General features: G+C 65.0%; 17 protein-coding genes and 1 pseudogene. 12 read left to right on the forward strand and 6 right to left on the reverse strand.

Annotated elements, in window-relative coordinates; genetic code table 11:
• Positions 1-46 precede the first annotated feature (46 nt).
• Both AC3B5T_RS06735 and AC3B5T_RS06740 read right to left on the reverse strand, forming a co-directional pair.
• The gene (locus tag AC3B5T_RS06735; RefSeq protein WP_065630873.1) at positions 47-322 is read right to left on the reverse strand and encodes a hypothetical protein; all 276 of its coding nucleotides are present in this window, start codon (positions 320-322) and stop codon (positions 47-49) included.
• A gap of 81 nt (positions 323-403) precedes the next feature.
• On the reverse strand, positions 404-1,399 hold the full coding sequence (locus AC3B5T_RS06740; protein WP_205333773.1) for a stage II sporulation protein M: 996 nt from the start codon (positions 1,397-1,399) through the stop codon (positions 404-406).
• Between the two features lie 111 nt (positions 1,400-1,510).
• Here AC3B5T_RS06740 and AC3B5T_RS06745 point away from each other — a divergent pair, with 111 nt between their 5' ends.
• Positions 1,511-2,395: an RDD family protein gene (locus tag AC3B5T_RS06745; RefSeq protein WP_488358453.1), complete on the forward strand. Its 885-nt coding sequence runs from the start codon at positions 1,511-1,513 to the stop codon at positions 2,393-2,395.
• Positions 2,396-2,455: 60 nt separating this feature from the next.
• Positions 2,456-3,703, forward strand: a complete 1,248-nt coding sequence (locus tag AC3B5T_RS06750) for a lipase family protein (RefSeq protein ID WP_205333771.1) — start codon at positions 2,456-2,458, stop codon at positions 3,701-3,703.
• A gap of 130 nt (positions 3,704-3,833) precedes the next feature.
• Here the strand turns inward: AC3B5T_RS06750 and AC3B5T_RS06755 are convergent, their stop codons facing one another.
• A complete protein-coding gene (locus AC3B5T_RS06755; protein WP_205333770.1) occupies positions 3,834-5,027 on the reverse strand; it encodes an acyl-CoA dehydrogenase family protein in 1,194 nt (397 codons plus the stop codon).
• Between the two features lie 72 nt (positions 5,028-5,099).
• Between AC3B5T_RS06755 and AC3B5T_RS06760 the strand changes: the two genes are divergently transcribed.
• Positions 5,100-5,432, forward strand: a complete 333-nt coding sequence (locus AC3B5T_RS06760) for a TfoX/Sxy family protein (protein ID WP_065630869.1) — start codon at positions 5,100-5,102, stop codon at positions 5,430-5,432.
• 177 nt (positions 5,433-5,609) lie between these two features.
• Here AC3B5T_RS06760 and leuS read toward each other — a convergent pair whose 3' ends face one another.
• Complete coding sequence (leuS, locus tag AC3B5T_RS06765; RefSeq protein ID WP_078113892.1) at positions 5,610-8,492, reverse strand: leucine--tRNA ligase; 2,883 nt, start codon at positions 8,490-8,492, stop codon at positions 5,610-5,612.
• A gap of 107 nt (positions 8,493-8,599) precedes the next feature.
• On the opposite strand from leuS, the gene AC3B5T_RS06770 reads away from it, so the two are divergent.
• From AC3B5T_RS06770 to AC3B5T_RS06790, 5 genes are all read left to right on the forward strand, one after another.
• Entirely contained in the window at positions 8,600-9,109 is a 510-nt protein-coding gene (locus tag AC3B5T_RS06770; RefSeq protein WP_065630867.1) for an SdpI family protein, read from the forward strand.
• A 43-nt stretch (positions 9,110-9,152) separates the two neighbouring features.
• A complete protein-coding gene (locus tag AC3B5T_RS06775; RefSeq protein ID WP_488358454.1) occupies positions 9,153-10,160 on the forward strand; it encodes a bile acid:sodium symporter family protein in 1,008 nt (335 codons plus the stop codon).
• 428 nt (positions 10,161-10,588) lie between these two features.
• Positions 10,589-11,149: a DUF2243 domain-containing protein gene (locus tag AC3B5T_RS06780; RefSeq protein WP_488358455.1), complete on the forward strand. Its 561-nt coding sequence runs from the start codon at positions 10,589-10,591 to the stop codon at positions 11,147-11,149.
• A 53-nt stretch (positions 11,150-11,202) separates the two neighbouring features.
• Positions 11,203-12,060 (forward strand): cytochrome c oxidase assembly protein, encoded by an 858-nt coding sequence (locus AC3B5T_RS06785; RefSeq protein ID WP_231632833.1) that lies wholly within the window; start codon positions 11,203-11,205, stop codon positions 12,058-12,060.
• A 347-nt stretch (positions 12,061-12,407) separates the two neighbouring features.
• A complete protein-coding gene (locus AC3B5T_RS06790) occupies positions 12,408-13,361 on the forward strand; it encodes an adenylate/guanylate cyclase domain-containing protein (RefSeq protein ID WP_010843091.1) in 954 nt (317 codons plus the stop codon).
• A gap of 163 nt (positions 13,362-13,524) precedes the next feature.
• Here the strand turns inward: AC3B5T_RS06790 and AC3B5T_RS06795 are convergent.
• Positions 13,525-13,743: pseudogene (locus AC3B5T_RS06795) on the reverse strand (transposase); the annotation flags it as partial.
• 305 nt (positions 13,744-14,048) lie between these two features.
• Here AC3B5T_RS06795 and AC3B5T_RS06800 point away from each other — a divergent pair.
• Together AC3B5T_RS06800 and AC3B5T_RS06805 are read left to right on the forward strand one after the other, a co-directional pair.
• Positions 14,049-15,104: a cupin domain-containing protein gene (locus AC3B5T_RS06800; protein WP_488358456.1), complete on the forward strand. Its 1,056-nt coding sequence runs from the start codon at positions 14,049-14,051 to the stop codon at positions 15,102-15,104.
• Entirely contained in the window at positions 15,104-16,300 is a 1,197-nt protein-coding gene (locus AC3B5T_RS06805) for an FAD-dependent monooxygenase (RefSeq protein ID WP_055477291.1), read from the forward strand. Before AC3B5T_RS06800 ends, AC3B5T_RS06805 begins: the two co-directional genes overlap by 1 nt.
• A 125-nt stretch (positions 16,301-16,425) precedes the next feature.
• Here the strand turns inward: AC3B5T_RS06805 and AC3B5T_RS06810 are convergent.
• A protein-coding gene (locus AC3B5T_RS06810) for an IS3 family transposase (RefSeq protein ID WP_156354424.1) occupies positions 16,426-17,699 on the reverse strand; the annotation gives its coding sequence in 2 pieces (ribosomal slippage) (positions 16,426-17,420 and positions 17,420-17,699; 1,275 coding nt in all).
• Positions 17,700-17,764: 65 nt separating this feature from the next.
• Between AC3B5T_RS06810 and AC3B5T_RS06815 the strand changes: the two genes are divergently transcribed.
• Both AC3B5T_RS06815 and AC3B5T_RS06820 read left to right on the forward strand, forming a co-directional pair.
• On the forward strand, positions 17,765-18,631 hold the full coding sequence (locus tag AC3B5T_RS06815; RefSeq protein ID WP_488358457.1) for a fumarylacetoacetate hydrolase family protein: 867 nt from the start codon (positions 17,765-17,767) through the stop codon (positions 18,629-18,631).
• A gap of 46 nt (positions 18,632-18,677) precedes the next feature.
• Positions 18,678-19,724, forward strand: coding sequence for an oxygenase MpaB family protein (locus AC3B5T_RS06820; protein ID WP_488358458.1), 1,047 nt, complete (start codon positions 18,678-18,680; stop codon positions 19,722-19,724).
• The last annotated feature ends 8 nt before the right edge of the window (positions 19,725-19,732 follow it).

Consider the following 19,732-nt stretch of genomic DNA (forward strand, 5'->3'; position numbering starts at 1 on the left):
CAGGGAGCAGTGGTCAGGTCAATCTTTCGGATTGAGGAGCAAAGGATCACTTCTTCGCGAGAGCCGCCCGGTAACCGAGGAACCCGACGTAGCCGGCCAGCCCGGCCAGGCCCAGCCGGCGGGTCCGCGGCGACACCAGTGCGAGGCCGATGGCGGTCTCGCAGGCACCGTTGCGGTAGGTCCAGGTGGTGGTGTCGTCGGGGAACACCGGCTCGGTGATCGGGGCGAAGATCTCGGGCTTGATGAAGTGCGCAACCCCGGTGGCGGCCAGTCCCCCGCCCAGCAGCGAGACAGCGTCCAGTGATCCCTTGCGAGTGGCCATCAGAGTGTTCCCCTTCGTCGTCGTCGACCCTTTCCGGTGATCGTAGGCGTCGTTCGATTCCGGTTCGACGTCGACGGGCCGCTATCTCGCCGTCGGGACGGTGAGCCCGCGAGCTGCCTCGTCGAGATCGCCGGTGTCGCCGTACTCGTACGCGCGGCGCCCGGCGACGAAGACGTACGCCATGAACAGCGTCCACGCCGTCACGCCGATCCCGATCCGGGCCCAGGTAGGCAGCGGGGACGGCGTGACGAACGCTTCGATGACCCCGCACAGCAGCAGCACGACGACCAGACCCAGCGCGACACCGACCGCTGCTCGGCCCTCCTCCCCGAGAGCCGTTGCACGCGTTCGATTCCCCGGGGCCACCCAGGCCCAGAAGATCCGCAGGCCCACGCCCGCAGCGACGAACAAACAGGTCAGTTCGAGCATTCCGTGCGGCAGGATCAGTCCGAAGAACAGGTCACCACGACCGTGCCGGATCATGATCGACGCCACGACCACCAGATTGAGGATGTTCGTATAGAGCATCCAGATCACGGGGAACCCGAAGACCCCTAACGCGATACACAGCGCGGCCAGCCAGAAGTTGTTGGTCCACACGCGAGCGGCGAACGACGTCGCCTCGTATTCGCTGTAGTAGTTCTCGAAGTCGTTGGTGACGAGACGCTCGATCTCCGCGGGCGATGCGAACGAACTCTCGATCCGCGGGTGCGCCAGGACCCACCACGTCATGATCACGGCCGCACCGAGCGATCCGCCCATCGCCGAGAGCCACCACCAGCGCATCCGGTACAGGGCCGCGGGGAACGACCGGGTGAAGAACTCGATCACCGTCGCCGGCGTGCTGACCCGGGTTCCGGTCGCGCGACCGCGGGCGCGGGCCAGGAGGCCCGACAGGTATGCCACCAGCGAGGCATCGGGCGCCGTCGACCGGATGACCGACAGGTGGGTGGCCACCCGCTGATAGATGTCGATCATCTCGTCGGCCTCGGCACCGGTGAGTCGGCGGCGCCGGGAGAGCGCGTCAAGCCGCTCCCACGTCGCGCGGTGCGCGGACACATAGGCGTCGAGATCCACTCGGCCAGCGTATCGGGCATTCTCACCTCCGCGGCACGTGTCATTCAGCGGACGTCGGGGCTGTGAGTTCCCGATGCCCTGTCGACGAATTGCGTCGTAGGGTGAGGCGTGATGTCTCGTCCAGTGCCGCCTCGGCCCCCCGCGGGCCCGGGCGCACCCGTCGCCGGCCGACCCGGTCCGGTCGCATGGGGCGCGGGCGCCACGACGACGGTCGGCGTTGGACGCAACGACCTCGTCTCCGGCGAGGCGGTCGCTCTCGCACTCCCGCCGGCGAACCTCGGCTACCGGATTCTCTCCGGCATCATCGACGTCCTGCTGGGGTTCGGACTGTGGTTGTTCCTGTGGTGGATGTCGTTCAAGGTCGCCGGCGAGGCGAGCGAGGCGTGGCGGGGAACCATCAACACCCTGATCCCGATCGTCGCCGTCGTCGCAGTCCCGACGCTGCTGGAGACCGTGACCCCGGGGAAGACCGTGGGACACCTCGTCCTGGGCCTCCGAACAGTCCGCGATGACGCGGGCCCGACCGGGTTCCGCCACTCCCTGACCCGAGCACTCGTCGGCTTCGTCGAACTGTATGCGTGCCTGGGACTCCCAGCGCTGATCTCGGCGGCCATCTCGCGCAAGAGCAAGCGCCTGGGCGACCTGCTCGCCGGGACCTACGTCATCCGCGACCGCCACCGGCTCGTCGAGCAGGCACCCATCGAGATGCCACCCGGCCTGCACTCGTGGGCCGTGTCCGCCGACATGGCCGCCCTCCCCGACCCACTCGCGGTGATCATCCGCCAGTTCCTCAACGGCCGCCACGGCATGAAGCCCGAGCCGAGAGCCCATGCCGCCCGGAGGATCGTGTTTGACGTCGCGCCGTTCGTCGCACCCGCTCCCCCGCCCGGCGCCCCGTTCGAAGACGTGTTGTCGGCGATCATGGCCGAGCGCCGCCGCCGCGACGCCGAACGGCTCGCGCGCGAAGCCGCACTGCGCCAACGTCTCCTGCGCTGATCTGTGCTGCGACCCGCAGAGGCGGCGCGGCGCACCCGGATCCCGGTTACTCTGCTACGGGTGACGGTGCCCACCCTGCTTGCGAAGGACACGAGATCGATCGGCGGCCGACGGCTTCTCGCCGCAGTCGTCGGAGTCGCGTTGACCTTCGCCACGGTGCTGACCGTGCAGGCTCCCGCCAGGGCGGGAGGTCCAGGGCCGGATTCGGCGGCCGGTGTTCACGCTGTCCCGCGCATCGTCGACTCCGAGACCGTGACGGACCCGGTCATCGCACTCCCCCAAGCGGGTTCGACATTGCGCGTGCGATACAGCTCGACGTCCGTCCGCGGTCTCCCGACGGAGATGACCGGCACGCTGCTCACACCGTCGACGCGGCCGCCCGCCGGGGGTTGGCCGCTCGCCGTGTGGAATCACATGACGGTCGGCGCTGCAGACCGATGCGCGCCGTCGCAGGCCCATGCCGGTCATTCCGAACTTCCCCGCATGACGTCAGGTGACGGCATCGTCGGCCGGTTGCTCGACGCCGGATTCGCCGTGGCACGGCCCGACTTCGAGGGTATCGGCGGGCCCGGGCCGCACCCGTATCTCATCGGCGACTCGCTGGCGCGATCGACGGTCGACATGGCGCTGGCTGTCGCGGATCACGACCGACGGATCGGCCGCGACGTCGTCGTGGCCGGGCATTCCGAGGGCGCCGTCGCCGCCTTGGCCGCCGCGGCGCGGCCGTTATCGGAATGGGGCGACCTCCGACTCCGCGCGGTGTCGGCACTCGCACCGCCGACGCAGGTGGCCGCGCTCCTCGATGGGGCGTCCCACGTTCCGGTGTCCGGTCCCGCGATCAACGAACTGATGGGATTGGCCGCTCTCATCGGGTATGGCGCGGCCGCAGCCGATCCCGAGTTCGACGAGTTGATGTCCAACGGCGGGCTCAGCGCGGCGGCGAGCAGGCTCCGTCCGCAGGTCGAGGCCCGCTGCTACGCCGACCTGACCTCACCGGACTCGTTCGGCGGCCTCGCACCGGCCCAGCTCCTGGGACCGCGCGGCGACGAGATGAAGGCCGCATTGTTGAAAGTGTTGCGCGACAACGATGTCGACCAACTGCGTTTCGATCGGGGGCTACCGGTCCGCATCGACTCGGGCACCGTCGACACCGTGTCGCCGCAACCGCTGGTGTCCGGTCTGGTGCAGACCTATCGGCGCGCCGGGGTGCGCGTCACGTACTCCGACCGGTTCACCGGGCATGCGGGCGTGGCCACCGACCGCGCGAACGCTGCGACGATCGCGGCGTGGCTCATCGCGCAGGTCTGAGGACGTTCGACGACACCCAGACTTCATTTCGACCGCCAGACTTCGATCAAGGTCTGGCGGTCGAAATGAGTTCTTCGGGTGCGTTCTTCGGCGGTCGCGACCAGTTGACTGCGGCCGACTCCAGAGAGTCTTAGGTCAGATCGGTTGAGCTCTTCCCCAACACGCGCCGGGCGATGATCAGCTGCTGGATCTGCTGGGTTCCCTCGAAGATGTCGAGGATCTTCGAGTCACGCGCCCACTTCTCCACCAGTGACGTCTCGGAATAGCCTGCCGTGGAACCGATCTCGACGGTCTTGTTGGTGATGTCGGTGACGGTCCGACCGGCTTTCGCCTTCGACATCGATGCCTCGGTCGAGTTGGGCTGCTTGTTGTCTGCCATCCACGCCGCCCGCACCGTGTGCAACCACGAGGCCTCCCAATCGGATTCGAGGCGGATGAACTCGGCGACGGTGGCGTGCTGCGACGACGCGGGACGGTCGTAGTCGATCTCGTGACCCGCTTCCTCCAGCATCCGACGCAGCTCCTCCAGGGAGGCGCGACCGAGCCCGATGGCCATCGCGGCGACCACCGGACGAGTGTTGTCGAAGGTCTGCATGACCCCGCCGAAGGCCTTCTTGGTGTCGATCTCCGGCGAGCCGAGCAGGTTCTCGGCGGGGACCCGCGCGTTCTCGAACCGGATGACGGCCGTGTCGGAGGCCTTGATGCCCAGCTTGTGCTCGAGGCGGGCCACGGTGACGCCCTCGGTGGTCATCGGCACGACGAAGCTCTTGATGGCCGCGCGTCCGACGCTCTTGTCGATGGTCGCCCACACGACGACGTGGTCGGCGCGCGATCCCGCGGTCACGAAGATCTTCTCGCCGTTCAGGATGTACTCGTCGCCATCGAGGGTCGCGGTCGTGGAGACCGCCGCCGAATCGGAACCGAAGCTCGGTTCGGTGATGGCCATCGCCGCCCATACGTCGCCGAAGCGTTCGAGCTGCTCGGGGTTCGCCACGGCCGCGATCGCGGCATTGCCCAGGCCCTGACCGGGAATGGAGAGCAGCAGGCCCACGTCGCCCCAGCTCATCTCCAGAGCCGACAGGAGGCCGCGCATGTTCGCGCCGTTCACCGACGGAGCGTCGGAGGCGGACTTCTCGGCGTCGGCGGACTTCTCCGTGGAGCGACTCTGCTTGGCGAGCTTCGCCAGTTCGTCGAGTTCGACCGGGTACTCGTGCTCGGCCTGGTCGTACTTGCGCGAGATCGGCCGGAAGAGGTGCTCGGCAGCCATGTGGGTGCGCTCGACCGTCGAATCGAACTTCTTCGGGAGCTCCAGGTTGATCGCCATGGCAGTACCTTACTGCGCAGTAAGTTCGTTGCCAAGTCCCGGTTCGTGACCGAAGCCGAATAATGTGGACCGGTGGCGTACGACGAGGAACTGGCCTACCGCATCCGTGCTCTGCTGGCGACCGAGTGCGGCCTCGACGAGAAGCGCATGTTCGGCGGGCTGGCCTTTCTGATCAACGGCAACATGGCCGTCGCTGCCAGCGGCAAGGGCGGGATCATGGTGCGCGTCGCACCCGAGGAGACCGAGAGCCTCCTCGAGTACCCGCACACCCGGCCGATGGTGATGTCGGAACGCGAGCTCCGGGGATGGCTACGCGTCGACGACGCCGGCATCGCCACCGACCGCCAGCTCTCCCGCTGGATTGCGATCGGTTCGAACTACGCGCGGAAGTTGCCGCCGAAGTAGATACGACCGGCCTAGGATCCCTGAGGAGCGAGCGTCGATCTCTGGTCCCTGAGGTGCGAGGAGCGAAAGCGACGAGCCACGAAGGGCCTGGTGAGACACCTTGCGAGCCCTTCGTGGCTCGCTTCGCTCGCACCTCAGGGAGCATGAGTACGGCCCACTCGGATCAGAGAGGTGCCGTCAGGGAACGATGTTCACCATCCGACCGGGCACCACGATGACCTTGCGGGGTTCGGCGCCGTCGAGGAGCGCGACGATCTTCTCGTCGGCGAGCGCGGCGGCACGCAGGGTCTCCTCGTCGGCGTCGGCCGGGACGGTGATCCGACTGCGGACCTTGCCCTTGACCTGAACCGGGATCTCGACGGTGTCCTCGACCAGCCACTCCTCATCGGCGACCGGGAATGCGGTCCGCACCACCAGGGTCTCCCGACCCAGCCGGTGCCACAGCTCCTCGGCGATGTGCGGGGCCAGGGGAGCCAGCATGATCACCAGCGCCTCGACGGCCTCCCGCGGGGCGCCGGTCTTCTCGAAGTTCTTGGTGAGGTGGTTGGTCAGCACCGTGAGCTTGGCGACCGCCGTGTTGTTGCGCAACGCGTCGTAGTCCTCGCGGACGCCGGCGATCGTCTTGTGCAGCAACCGTTTCGTGTCGTCGTCGAGCTCGGTGTCGGCGACCCGGAGCGCACCGGACTCCTCGTCGACGACGAGTCGCCAGATGCGCTGCAGGAATCGCTGCGACCCCACCACGTCCTTGGTGGCCCACGGCCGTGACTGGTCGAGCGGACCCATGAACATCTCGTAGACGCGCAGCGTGTCGGCACCGTAGTCGCGGCAGATGTCGTCGGGCGCCACCGAGTTCTTCAGGGACTTGCCCATCTTGCCGTACTCCCGGCGAACCTTCTCACCGTTGTAGAAGAACTCGCCGTTCTCTTCGGTGACCTCTTCGGCGGGCACATAGATGCCGCGCGAATCGGTGTAGGCGTACGCCTGGATCATGCCCTGGTTGAACAGCTTTCGGTACGGTTCGCGACTCGTGACGTATCCGAGGTCGAAGAGGACCTTGTGCCAGAACCGCGAGTACAGCAGGTGCAGCACCGCGTGCTCGACGCCACCGATGTAGAGGTCGAGGCCACCCGGGTCGTTCTCGCCGTGCAGTGCCGGCCGGGGCCCCATCCAGTACGCCTCGTTCTCCTTGGCGCACAGGGTTTCCGAGTTGGTGGGGTCGATGTAGCGCAGCTGGTACCACGAACTGCCCGCCCACTGGGGCATGACATTGGCGTCCCGAGTGTAGGTCTGCACGCCGTCGCCCAGGTCGAGTTCCACCGTCATCCACTCGGTGGCCTTCGCCAGCGGAGGCGACGGCTCGCTGTCCGCGTCGTCGGGGTCGAAGGACACCGGCGCATAGTCGTCGACCTCCGGAAGCTCCACCGGCAGCATCGATTCCGGCAGCGCGTGGGGTTGGCCGGCGGCGTCGTAGACGATCGGGAAGGGTTCGCCCCAGTAACGCTGACGGGCGAACAGCCAGTCGCGCAGCTTGTATTGGATTCTCCCGGTGCCCATACCGTCGGCTTCGAGACGTTCGACGATCGCCGCCTTCGCGTCCTCGACATTGCGACCGTCGAGGAACCCGGAGTTCACCAGGGGTCCGTCGCCCACGTACGCCTCGGTGGCGATGTCGGTGTCGGAGCCGATCACCTCGCGGATCGGCAGTCCGAACACCGTCGCGAACTCATGGTCGCGGGCGTCGTGGGCCGGGACCGCCATGATCGCGCCGGTGCCGTAGCCCATGAGGACGTAGTCGGCGACGAAGACCGGAACCTGCTCTCCGTTCACGGGATTGACGGCGAAGCTCCCGGTGAAGACACCCGTCTTCTCCTTGTTCTCCTGGCGCTCGAGGTCGGACTTCGCGGCGATCGACGCGCGGTACTCCGCGATCGCGGCCGCGGGGTCGGCCCCGCCGCGGGTCCAGCGATCATCGGTGCCCTCGGGCCATGCTCCGGTGATGAGGTCGCCGACGAGCGGATGCTCGGGCGCGAGAACCATGTAGGTGGCGCCGAACAGGGTGTCGGGACGGGTGGTGAACACCTCGATGCCGCCGACGCCGGGCACGTCGAAGCGAACCTGGGCACCGCGCGAGCGTCCGATCCAGTTGCGCTGCATGGTCTTGACCTTGTCCGGCCAGTCCAGCAGATCCAGGTCGTCGAGCAACCGGTCGGAGTACGCGGTGATCCGCATCATCCACTGCCGCAGATGCTTCCGGAACACCGGGAAGTTGCCGCGGTCACTGCGGCCGTCGGCGGTGACCTCCTCGTTGGCCAGCACGGTGCCCAGTCCGGGGCACCAGTTCACCAGCGAATCACTCAGGTACACCAGGCGATGGTCGTCGAGGATCTCGGTGCGCTCGGCGGGGGAGAGGTCGGCCCAGCGGCGCCCCTCATGCTTTCCACCCAATGCTCGTGCACCCGAAGCGAATTCGTCGACCAGCTCGGAGATGAGCCGAGCCTTGCCCTGGTCGGTGTCGTACCAGGCGTTGTAGATCTGCAGGAAGATCCACTGGGTCCACCGGTAGAAGTCCACGTCCGTGGTGGCCACCCGACGGCGCTCGTCGTGGCCCAGCCCGAGCCGTCGGATCTGGCCCAGGTAGCGCTCGATGTTCTGCTCGGTGGTGGTGCGCGGATGGGTGCCGGTCTGCACAGCGTATTGCTCGGCGGGCAGGCCGAACGAGTCGAAGCCCATCGTGTGCAGCACGTTCTTGCCGGTCATCCGCTGGTAGCGCGCGAAGACATCGCTCGCGATGAAGCCGAGCGGGTGGCCGACATGCAGGCCTGCGCCGGACGGGTAGGGGAACATGTCCTGCACAAAGAGCTTGTCGGCGGCGTCGGCGTCCCCGCCGCCGAAGGCGGACAGGTCACCGGCGAGCGGCCCGACGGGATTCGGCGCCTCGTAGGCGTGCTCGTCGGACCAGGTCTGCTGCCAGCGCTGCTCGATCTCGCCGGCGACCGCCGCCGTGTAGCGGTGGGCGGTCGTGCCGGCGGTGTCGCCGCTCGTCTTCTCGGCTGAAGTCACGCGACCAGGGTAAATCCTGTCCGTCGCCGCCCCCAATCCGGTCGCCTCCGACGTGGGCGGCACCGGCTCGTCAGATACCGATTCACTTCGGTACGACGCACGGTCGTATGCTGTGGGTCGTGAATGCCGTGTCCGTCGCCGTTGCCGTACTGCTCTTCGTGCTGGCCGGACTCTGGGCGGTGGTAGGAATCCGCGGACTCCGCGGCACCCTCCCGCGCAATCGTTGGATCGGCGTTCGCTCCGCGGAGACCATGCGGTCCGACGAGGCTTTCCGCATCGCCAACCGCATCGCCGGACCGGGCACTCTCGGCGCGTCGGTGATCCTCACGCTGGGGGCCATCGCGACCCTTGCCGTCCCGGGCGGGTGGGCACTGGCCTTCGGACTCGTCGCGCTGGTGGCCGCGCTCGTGGTGGTCGGACTGGTCAGCGGGATCGGGGTACGCGCCGCTGCAGCCGTACCCGCCGACGACGAGGGCTGTTCCTGCTGTTCCGGCGGCGACGCCCACAGCCATGCCGCCGACGAGAACCCCTCGGCCCCGGCGGCCGACTGCGGCACCAGCAGCTGCGGTGCCTGCTCGTTGCGCGGCGTCTGCGCAGGCGACTCGGCCCAGGCCTGAGGCGGCCGGCGTCGTCTCACATCACTGATCTCGGGGCACATCCATGCGTACTCTCAAGAATCTCCTCGATCGTTCTCCGATCGACGGCTTCATCCTGGCCATCTGCATCGCCGTCGCGGTGGCCGCATTCCTGCCGGTTCGCGGCGCGGCGGCGGAGGCACTCGACTGGGTGGTGATCGTCGCGATCGCCGCACTGTTCTTCCTCTACGGCACTCGACTTCATCCACGCGAGGCGCTCGAAGGTCTCCGGCACTGGCGGCTGCACGTCACGATCCTCGCGTTCACGTTCATCGTCTTCCCGATCGTGGGACTGGCGCTGAAACCGGTTGTCGAGCCGTTGATCGGCGAGGACCTCTATGCCGGACTGCTCTTTCTATGCCTGGTCCCATCGACGGTGCAGTCCTCGATCGCTTTCACCTCGATGGCCCGAGGCAACATCGCCGGGGCGATCGTCAGCGCATCCACGTCGAACATCCTCGGCGTCTTCCTGACCCCGCTGCTGGTGGTCGCGCTGATGCAGAACGCCGGCGACATCAGCATCGACGCGACGTCGGTCCTGAAGATCGTCGCGCAGATCCTGGTGCCGTTCCTGCTCGGGCAGCTCGCCCGCCGGTGGGTCGGCCCGTTCTTCACCCGGCACGCGAAGATCACCAAGCTGGCCGACCGTGGCGCCATCGTGCTCGTCGTCTACGTGGCGTTCAGCGAGGGGGTCGTCCAGGGCATCTGGTCGTCGGTGGAGGTGGGTCAGGTGATCGCCGTGACCGTCATCTCGCTGCTGCTCGTCATCGTGATGCTCGCGATCACCGGCTGGCTCCCGAAGCGGCTCGGCTTCGACCGCGCCGACACGATCGCCATCCAGTTCTGCGGCACCAAGAAGAGCCTGGCCACCGGCCTGCCCATAGCGACCGTCCTGTTCGCCGGCACCACCGTCGGCCTCATCGTGCTGCCACTGATGATCTTCCACCAGATCCAGCTCATGATCTGCTCGTGGCTGGCCACCCGGTACGGGCGCGAGGCCGACGACGCCGAAGCGGCCGGCGCGCCGGTCTGATCAGCGTCTTCGGCGCGGTGTTGGCGTCGTCGTGGCGATGTTCGTAATCGGGGGACTGTTCTTCGCCAGCTGCAGCAGCAGTGAATCGGAGGAGGGAAACCCCGACACGCCAAGCTGGTGGTGCGAAGACGCTCGCGACAACGGTTGAGATTCCCCACCTGGGTGCTGAGAGGCTCGGAATCTCGACGAGTCGTTCGACGACCCGCTGCGCGCGTAGCACCAGCACAGCCAGGACGCACTGGGCGAGGCGCCGGCCCATCACCGGCATCGAGAAATAGAGGGCCCGCGCATCGTCGCAGGCATTGCACTGAACCGTTCCGGGCCTGGTGGAGACCCTTTTTTTCGCCAGGCAAAAGCCGGTATGGGGTGCAGGCACGTGGTCAATACGGTGACGTTTAGACCGGACGACGCCCGGGCATCGCGATGGAATGCGCAGCAGCCCGCGGGCAACCAATCGTCAAGACACTGAGACCTCACTCGCCCTGCCGGGAGTGGTCCTCGGTGTCGGTCTCGGCGGTTTCGTCGACGGCATCCTGCTCCACCAGATACTGCAGTGGCATCACATGCTGACGAGCACCGACACCGACCGTATCGGGATCGACCACTACCCGGCCGACACCGTCCATGGCCTGGAGATCAACACTCTCTGGGACGGGTTGTTCCATACCTTCACCTGGCTCGCCGTGCTGATCGGGTTGGCACTGCTGTATTCACGCGTCACGCACGCACGTCAGCGGTTGTGGACGTCACGATCACTGTGGGGTTGGGTCCTTGTCGGATGGGGGCTGTTCAACCTCGTCGAGGGCATCATCGACCACCACATCCTCGGAATTCACCACGTCCGAAGCGGTGACCACCAAACCCTTTGGGACATCGGCTTTCTGATACTCGGAGTTGCTCTCGTGCTCATCGGGTGGGCGCTACAACGAACCGCAAAGCCGTACGATGATGCGCCGCCGCGGGCCGACCGGCGCACCTCGACGCCGTGACCGTCGCTCACCAATCGCATGCGGGCACCGCTTCCGCCGGTGTCCTGGTGGCGATGACCGCACTCGTGTTCGCCGGAGTGATCTATATTGTCGCCGCTCAGCGATGCCGCCGACAGCCACGCGGGTGGAACCACTGGCACACGGCGAGTTTCATCGTCGGTTTAATCGTTCTGGGTCTGGCACTTCAGCCGAGCACGTCCGATGCATTCCCCGATCACATGCTGGGCCACCTCCTGCTGGGCATGTACGCGCCACTCGCCCTCGCACTGGGCGCGCCGATGACTCTGGTCCTGAGGACTGCGCCGGTCTCGGTCACCAAACCGCTTGTGCACCTGCTACGCTCACGTCCCGCTCGAATCACCACCCACCCCGCAGTGCTCCTCGCAGCGACCATCGGCGGCCTCGCCGCGCTGTACTTCACCCCGCTGTTCGCTCTCACCGAACGCCACGAAGCCTTCCACATGGTCGTGCACGTCCACTTCTTCGTGTCCGGTTATCTGTTCGCGTGGATGATCGCCGGCCCGGATCCGGGGCCCGAGCGTCCGTCGGTGCATACGCGACTTGCGGTCCTCGGACTCGCCATCCTCGGACACGCCGTCATCGCCCAGTTGCTGTACGCCGGATTGTTCGTCAGGGTCGGCGCACCACTCGACGAGCTACGCGCCGGCGGAACGCTCATGTACTACTGGGGCGACATCGCCGAGATCCTGTTGGCATTGGCACTTCTGCTCACATGGCGACCGGACCACCGCGGAAAGGCGACCGGACAACGACGCCGGCGTGACCGAGAGCCTGTAGTAATCAGGCCCTCTCGCTCCGAGATCGGTCTGTCGACTTCTAGCCGCAGCGACCTCCTCGATGGCACGGGCCAGTACACCGCACACCGCGTATCCCCCGATCTTGGACTTTGACCAAAGGCTGATCGCGAGAGGTTCGGCCGTCAGTGTTCCGTCGCCGCCGATCGTGAAGACCGATGGAACCGTCACCGGCGCTGCGCCTGAAGCCACGTACCAGAGTGAAACACGTCCCACCTCAGGCGCTCGCGCGCCTACTGGACCCTGACGTGGGCGGTCATGGCTGTCGTGGGCACAGCGGTGACAACGTACTCGGCCAGGCATGAAGTACGAACACCGTTCGGTCGAGCGTCTTGCTGATGACAGCACGGTACAAAGGCCGTTACAACAGCGTTTGCGGAACGGTGTCACCGAGGACGCGGCGGTGTCGGTCTCGCGATGAGCGGGGCCACTAGACTCAAGGCGTGACCGGAGCCGACGACTCGACACGTGACCGCGACCGCGACGGTCTCCCGGATCCCGGTCCGACCGACGACGATGCGACATCCGCCGCGGACGGCCCGGACGAACCCTCCGCAGCGAACGACAGGACCGGTGGGTCGACCCGTCGTCGGGGCGACCGGCTTCCCGTCAGACGCAACGATCCCGACCGTCCCGGACCCGGGCGCCGGATGGCCGACCTACTGGCCCGCACCGACTCCAGCGCCGGGGTCGTCAAGGCGGCTCGCGCCGCACGAGATCTGATCCCGCACAACGAGAACCCGATCACCGGGCCGCGTGCATCCGACCGCGTGGCACGCCTCATCAGCGAGTCCCGGCCCGAGAAACCCAGTGCCATACGAGAGCTCGGCCTCGCATCGGTCCAGGTGTGGCAGGCGTTGGTGACCACACGACGTCGTCGATCCGATCGCACCCCAGTCCCCGCCACCATCTTGTTCACCGATCTCGTCGGATTCTCGACGTGGGCCCTGCATGCCGGAGACGACCAGGTCCTCCGACTCCTGCGCGACGTCAACGACGTCACCGAGAACATCGTGCGCAGCCGCGGCGGACGCATCGTCAAACATCTCGGCGACGGGACGATGGCCGTGTTCGTCGACGGTGTCGAGGCGATCGAGGCCGGTCACGAGGTGATCGTCGCCGTGAGTGCCCTGACGTTCGGGGACTACCGGCCACAGCTGCGAGCCGGTCTCCACACCGGCGAACCGCGGGCGGTCGGTGACGATTTCCTCGGTGTCGATGTGAACGTCGCCGCTCGGATCGCGGCAGCCGCGGGAGCCGGTGAGCTGTTGGCCAGCGGAGCGACCGTCGACGCCGCCGGCGCCGATCGGTATGCCACTCGTCGCCGGCGATTCCGCGCCAAGGGGGTACCGCGCGACATCGAGGTGTTCGCCGTCGTGCCCCGCTACTCCGACTGATCGATCCCCGACCTCATGAAGGTCCGACAGCCGAATCCTTAGGTCGCGACAAGAACCCCTTACGTCAGACAACGCCGAGAACCGTTCTCGCCCAGCCTCATTGAAGTGCCGATAACATTATCGGGGAGTGTCCGATTAACGGTGGATCCGACCTTGATGTCGGTTAGTTACCGTTCGGGGTGATGCGTCCTTCGAAGGTGATCGCAAACGCATTGAGCGCGGGCTTCCACCTCATTGCCCATCGTGCCTTACCTTTCCCTGTCGGGTCCAGAGCACGCGTGGCCAAGTACAAGCATTTGAGCGCCGCCTGCTCAGTCGGGAAGTGCCCACGCGCCCGTACCGCGCGCCTGTAGCGAGCGTTGACAGACTCGATCCTCGATGAGTGTCATGTCCTGTCCCGTTGCTTCCTTAGTCGGTATACGGATAAGTGACTGTGACTCACAGTACAGACGACCCGAACCGACCGTCAACACAACAAATCTGGAGGCAGGGACCGATGCCTCAATGTCACAATAGCTGCAGTTCAAGGGTGTGACCATCTAGTAGCGAACTATACCCGACCCATCGCGCTCGTTGTGTTGACAGTCACAGCCCTGCGCTATACTTTTAGTATGTACACGGATTACTTTGACTGATTTTTGTTTCTGAACAGCTAGTCCGGTTTTGACGCCTACCAGTGAGATGTATATGAGCACCCGACGCTTCACCTCCGACGATCCCGAACTCGACCGGTTCTACAGCGATATCGCAGCGAACGACTTGCAGCCCCTGTGGGAGATGCGCGGGTTGCTGACCAAGACTCCATCGGTGGCGACGGTCCCGCATCGCTGGAGTATGAGTGAGCTGGTCAAGCTGGCGGCACAATCCGGTGACCTGGTTCCAATTGAGCGCGGTGGCGATCGCCGCGTACTAGCTTTGAGTAATCCCGGTCTTGGTGGCGCTCCATATATCTCATCAACCCTGTGGGCGGCGGTGCAGTTCCTGCTGCCTGGTGAACTCGCCCCGGCCCATCGTCATACGCCGTCAGCTCTTCGATTTGTACTCGACGGGGCGGGCGCCTACACCGTCCTCGATGGCGATCCGGTGACGATGTCGCAAGGCGATCTGATTTTGACGCCCGCGTGGGCGTTCCACGAGCACCACAATCCGAGTTCGGAGTCGATGATGTGGCTCGACGTTCTCGATCTGCCCATCGTGGCGGGTCTGGATGCGGTGTTCTTCGAGGAGGGGCCTAGCGAGGAGGCGGATCGCAGTCAGGCGCGCCGCTCGGCTTCGGAGCGTCGTTTCGGACAAGGGGCAGGGCTCGTGCCGGCAACCGCAGGTCACGGCTTCTTGCCCGAACACTCGCCGTTGACCGTGTATCGGTGGCTCGACACGGACGCCGCGCTGACGGCATTGTTGGAATTAACCGAATCCGGCGACGCCAGTGTCCGATTCAAGGACCCGACACGAAGCCGCGATGTCATGCCCACGCTTCGCTGTGAAATGCGCCGGGTGCTCTCTGGCACAACCACAGCAGCGGAGCGCCAAACCGGATCTCGGGTGTGTGCGGTGTTCTCCGGCACCGGACGAGTGGAGATCGACGACTGCGAGTTCGACCTCGGCCCCGGAGACATCTTCGTTGTCCCTTCGTGGGCGGTGTACCGATTGCACGCCCACAGTGACTTGGACATCTTCACCACCAGCGATGCACCCGTCCTCGATGCGCTGGCTCTGTACCGCGATGAGAAAGTTGAGCCCTGATGACCACCCGACACTTCTCCACCTTGATCATCGGCGGCGGTATCGGCGGCCTCGCTACTGCCTTGTCGATTGCTCGAACCGGAAGGCCCGTACACCTGGTAGAGCAGGCACCGGAGTTCACCGAAATTGGCGCAGGCCTACAGATTGGTCCGAACGCGACCAGGAGTTTTGACCGATTGGGTCTTTTGAGCGAGCTCAATGCCGTCGCCGTTCACCCGGGGTCCGCCGTCGTTCGCGACGTGCACGATGCGCTCGAGCTCACCACACTGGATTTCGGCGCTCCGTTTCTCGAACGCTATGGCTATCCGTACATCGTGGCGCATCGCAGCGACATCCTATCGATCCTGCTCGCAGCATGCGTGGCCGATCCCCTTGTCACGCTTGAGACCAACAGGTCTGTGTCATCGGTCGCTGAATCAGCTGACTACGCGACGGCCACATTCGTCGGCGGAGATTTCTACACTGCGGATGTCCTGGTAGGCGCGGATGGAATCAAGTCACGCGTGCGACAGTTGCATGACACCTCTGAACCAACGTTCAGCGGTCACGTCGCACACCGCGGGGCTATCGACATAGATCAGATGGGCGATGTCGCCGGGGACGAGGTGGTGCTCTGGATGGGCCCGGGAGTTCACCTGATGCAGTACCCCGTACGCCGCGGAGAGTTATACAACCAGGTAGCAGTGTATGAGAGTCCGCGTTTCGCCGCCGGCCGTGCCGACTGGGGTACAGCGGACGAGTTCGATGCGATGTTCGCGGACGCCTGTGAGCCTGTTCGCGCTGCCCTTGCCAAGATCGACACTTCCCGCGCATGGCCGATTTTCGATAGGGAGCCTCTCAGTACGTGGAGTACTGAACACACTGTTCTCATTGGTGATGCGGCGCACGCGATGCTCCAGTATCTGGGTCAAGGCGCGTGCCAAGCTCTCGAAGATGCGCTGGGACTTGCACATTGCCTGGAAGCGTGCCCAAATGACGCGGCGCGTGCATTTAAGATCTTCGAGGCCGAGCGCATACCGCTGACCACCAAATGCCAGGCCGTTGCGCGGCCCTGGGGACGCACCTGGCACACCGACGATCCGGCGATGCTTGCGCTGCGCAACCGCGTGTTTCGAATGCGTGCGGCCGACGATTACACCGACCTCGACTGGTTGTACGCAGAGCGCACCGGGGAGTTCTCAGCACTCCCGGGTTGATCAGCCGGACTATTCGACCGCCACTACAAGTTGACCGCCACTACAAGGAATCGACACCATGAAGCTTCTCTCGTTCCATTCAGACGCCGGGCGCAATCTGATCCCTCCCGGCGTTTCCGGAGAGCTCATGGTGTGAGCGCTTCCTCCGGATTGAGGGTGCGCATGCGATCGTAGTGGAGTTGCTCTGCCCGGTCGGGGGTGAGGTCGTGGCAGTAGCTGTGTGGTCGTTCTCGGTTGTAGAACGCCACCCATTCGGCGGTGCCCAGCGACAACTCAGTGGCTCCATGGAACAGGGGCTGGTTGTCGACCAGTTCGTTCTTGTAGTCCGAGTTCACCGATTCGGCCAGGGCATTGTCGAAACTGTCCCCGACGGTGCCGATAGAGGCCGCGATCCCTTCCTCGGCCAATCGCTGCCCGAACACGATGGCAGTATACTGCGATCCGGCGTCGCTATGATGGACGAGTTTGCTCAAATCGACTACCCCGCAACGTTTTCTGTTGTCGATCGCATTGTTGATCGCATCGGTCACCAAGTTCACCGTCATCTCCGTGGCCACCTTCCAGCCGACGATCTTGCGGGCGAACACGTCAGTCACGAAGGCTGTGTACGCCCAACCGGATTCGGTGCGGCAGTAGGTGAAATCGGCCACCCACAGGCGGTTGGGTGCCGCGGCATAAAACTGCCGGTCGACCAGATCCGTCGGCCGCTTGGCCGCCGCGTCAGGGATGGTCGTGCGCACCCGTTTCTTCTTGATCGCGCCGTGCCATCCCATCTCCCGCATGACCCGTTCAACCGTGCAACGGGCGACATCTAATCCGTTGCTGCGCAGCATTATCCATGTCTTTCGTGAGCCCAGAACGCGGGTCAGGGGTTTGTTCTTGCGGAGCATGAAGATCGCATCGATGACCTGCGCGTCAGCGAGCATACGGGCGCTCGGCCCGCGGTTGATGTGGTCGTAGTATGTGGACGGGGCGATGCGCCAGCCGTGCTCAGAGAGCACGGCGCACATCGAATCGACACCCCAGATAAGACCATCCGCACCCACCCGATGTCCCTGGTGGGTGCGGATGAAGTCCACAATTACCGGTGTGGCCGGTCGATTTCGGCCGCGAAGAAAACCGACGCCGCTTTCAGGATGCCGTTGGCCCGTTTGAGTTCGGCGACCTCCTGTTTGAGCCTGCGGATCTCCTCGTTGTCGGCCCTCGAGGCGCCTTCCGCATCAGCGGCCGGGGCCTTACGAACCCACTGACGGACAGTCTCCGCCGAGGTCACCCCCAACAGATCTGCGGTCTTGCGCATCGCCGGCCACTCCGCCGACCCGTGGGCCACCAACTGGGCCACCATGTCCACGGCGTCTCGCTTCAACTCAGCCGAGTACCGCTTCGATCCTGCTGCCATAGGTTTCATCCTCCCTTGAGAGGAGCCCTCCGGAAATCCCGGGAGGGATCAATCGCGTCGGCATCGTGTCTGCTGACACAGTCATCGACGCGACCTCGCTCACGAATGGCGCACACGGAATCAGCGCGATGCGCCAGCTGTTGCAAGCCACTGGGGGGGTCATCGACGAGGAGGCGCTCGACGGTCTACCTCGTGTGGCATTGGCCGACGTCGAGGTTGCCCCCGTCGTGCCCGATCCCGGCAAAATAATTGCGGCTCCGGTGAACTACCGTGACCATCAGGCGGAGATGAACGAGGATGCGCATATTGACGCACTAGGCGTGTTTCTTAAAGCGCCGTCCTCGGTCACTGCCGACGGTACGCACGTTGCACTGCCCTACACCGACCGCCGGTTCGATCAGGAGGGTGAACTCGCCCTGATCATCGGCCGTACGGCACGCAACGTTGCGCCGGACGAGGCCGAATCATTTATAGCCGGGTACACCTGCCTCCTCGACATGACGATGCGGGGTGGAGAAGACCGATCCACGCGCAAATCGTTCGACACCTTTACCCCTGTGGGTCCCTACCTTGTGACGAAGGACGAGGTTGGTGCTGTGTCGACATTGCGATTACGCACCCAAGTCAACGATGTAATGCGGCAGGACGCGGACATCTCCGATCTCATCTGGAACGTCCCAGCTCTCATCGGGTACATCTCGTCGGTCATGACCCTGCATCCCGGGGACATCGTGACGACCGGCACTCCTGCCGGTATCGGTCAGGTTCACGACGGTGACACGATCACCGTGGAGATCGACCGTGTCGGCCGACTCACCGTTGCGGTCACCGCCGATGGCGCCGTTGTGTGCCCCACCAAGGGCGCCAATCGCGGTCCAAAACCGCCTGCCGAGGTGACGCCCGTACGCGATCGAGCTAGCGCCGCGAACTAGACGAGGTATCGCTACGTAACCCCCTTGCTCCCAAACGAAAGGCCCTATGATGTCCTCCGACTACGCTGCAGCGGTTGAAGCTGCGCCGGGACATACTCCCGGGAGAAAATGGATAGCCCGCCGACTACAGCACCTCGACCCTGACACCGACTATGTTGAGATAGTCCGGCTGAGCACTCTTTACCACCTCAACGACATGCAGTTGGACTGGTTTTACACGGTCGGCACCCCCGCCGCTGGCATCAAGCCGGCCGTCAACGACGCCGTCATCCGCAATCAGAACGGCAAGTACGTCACGCAGGCGACCAAGCGCAGGGACGATTCAGTCGACCACATGCTCACCTGGCTCGAGCACGGAGCGCAGGCGATGGCCACCCACCGCTCAATCGAGATGGTGAACAAATATCATGCGCATTATGCTGCGGAGTATCCGTCGGGTTTTGATGACGTCGAAGACTACATCTATATTCTCTGTCTCAACGCAACCTTGGTGAATACGGCCCAGAAACGGTTGGGGCTCAGCGGTTTCGACGCGAAGCAGCGGCACGCGATGCACCGACTATGGGCAGGCGTGGCCGACAACTTCACACTCCCGGATGGGCGCTCTGTGACCGACATCGCCCCATTCCCGGAAAGCTACGAAGCCATGGAGCAATTGGTCAGCGACTACATCGATCGACCCTGGCCCGTGCACCAGCCCAGTCACATTTCTACAGCGGGAGGCATTGAACGATTCGCTTCCACATGGTTTCCACGGCCGCTGCGGCCGTTGGGAAGGGCTGTAGTGACCGCGTTCATGCCTGACGGGCTACTGCGCGCCCATGACGTCCCCCGCCCGTCACCCATCGCAGCCTGGTTCGCACGCACAGTGATGAGGACGATGATCGTACTGAGCACCAAGGTCCTCGCTGATCCGCGCGAAGATATCCAGGAGCGCCGCCGTCGCCTCGCGGATGAAGGAACGACCAAACGCAGCGTGGTGGACGTCGCTGTTCATCGCCGGCCCAAAAAACAGACTGCGTCGGCGACGACCGTTGGAATGTGCCCGCACATGGCGACCCACCCATCGCCAACCCTGGCAACAAGCGAATAAGCGAATAA

The sequence above is a fragment of the Gordonia sp. G4 genome, from assembly GCF_057770005.1.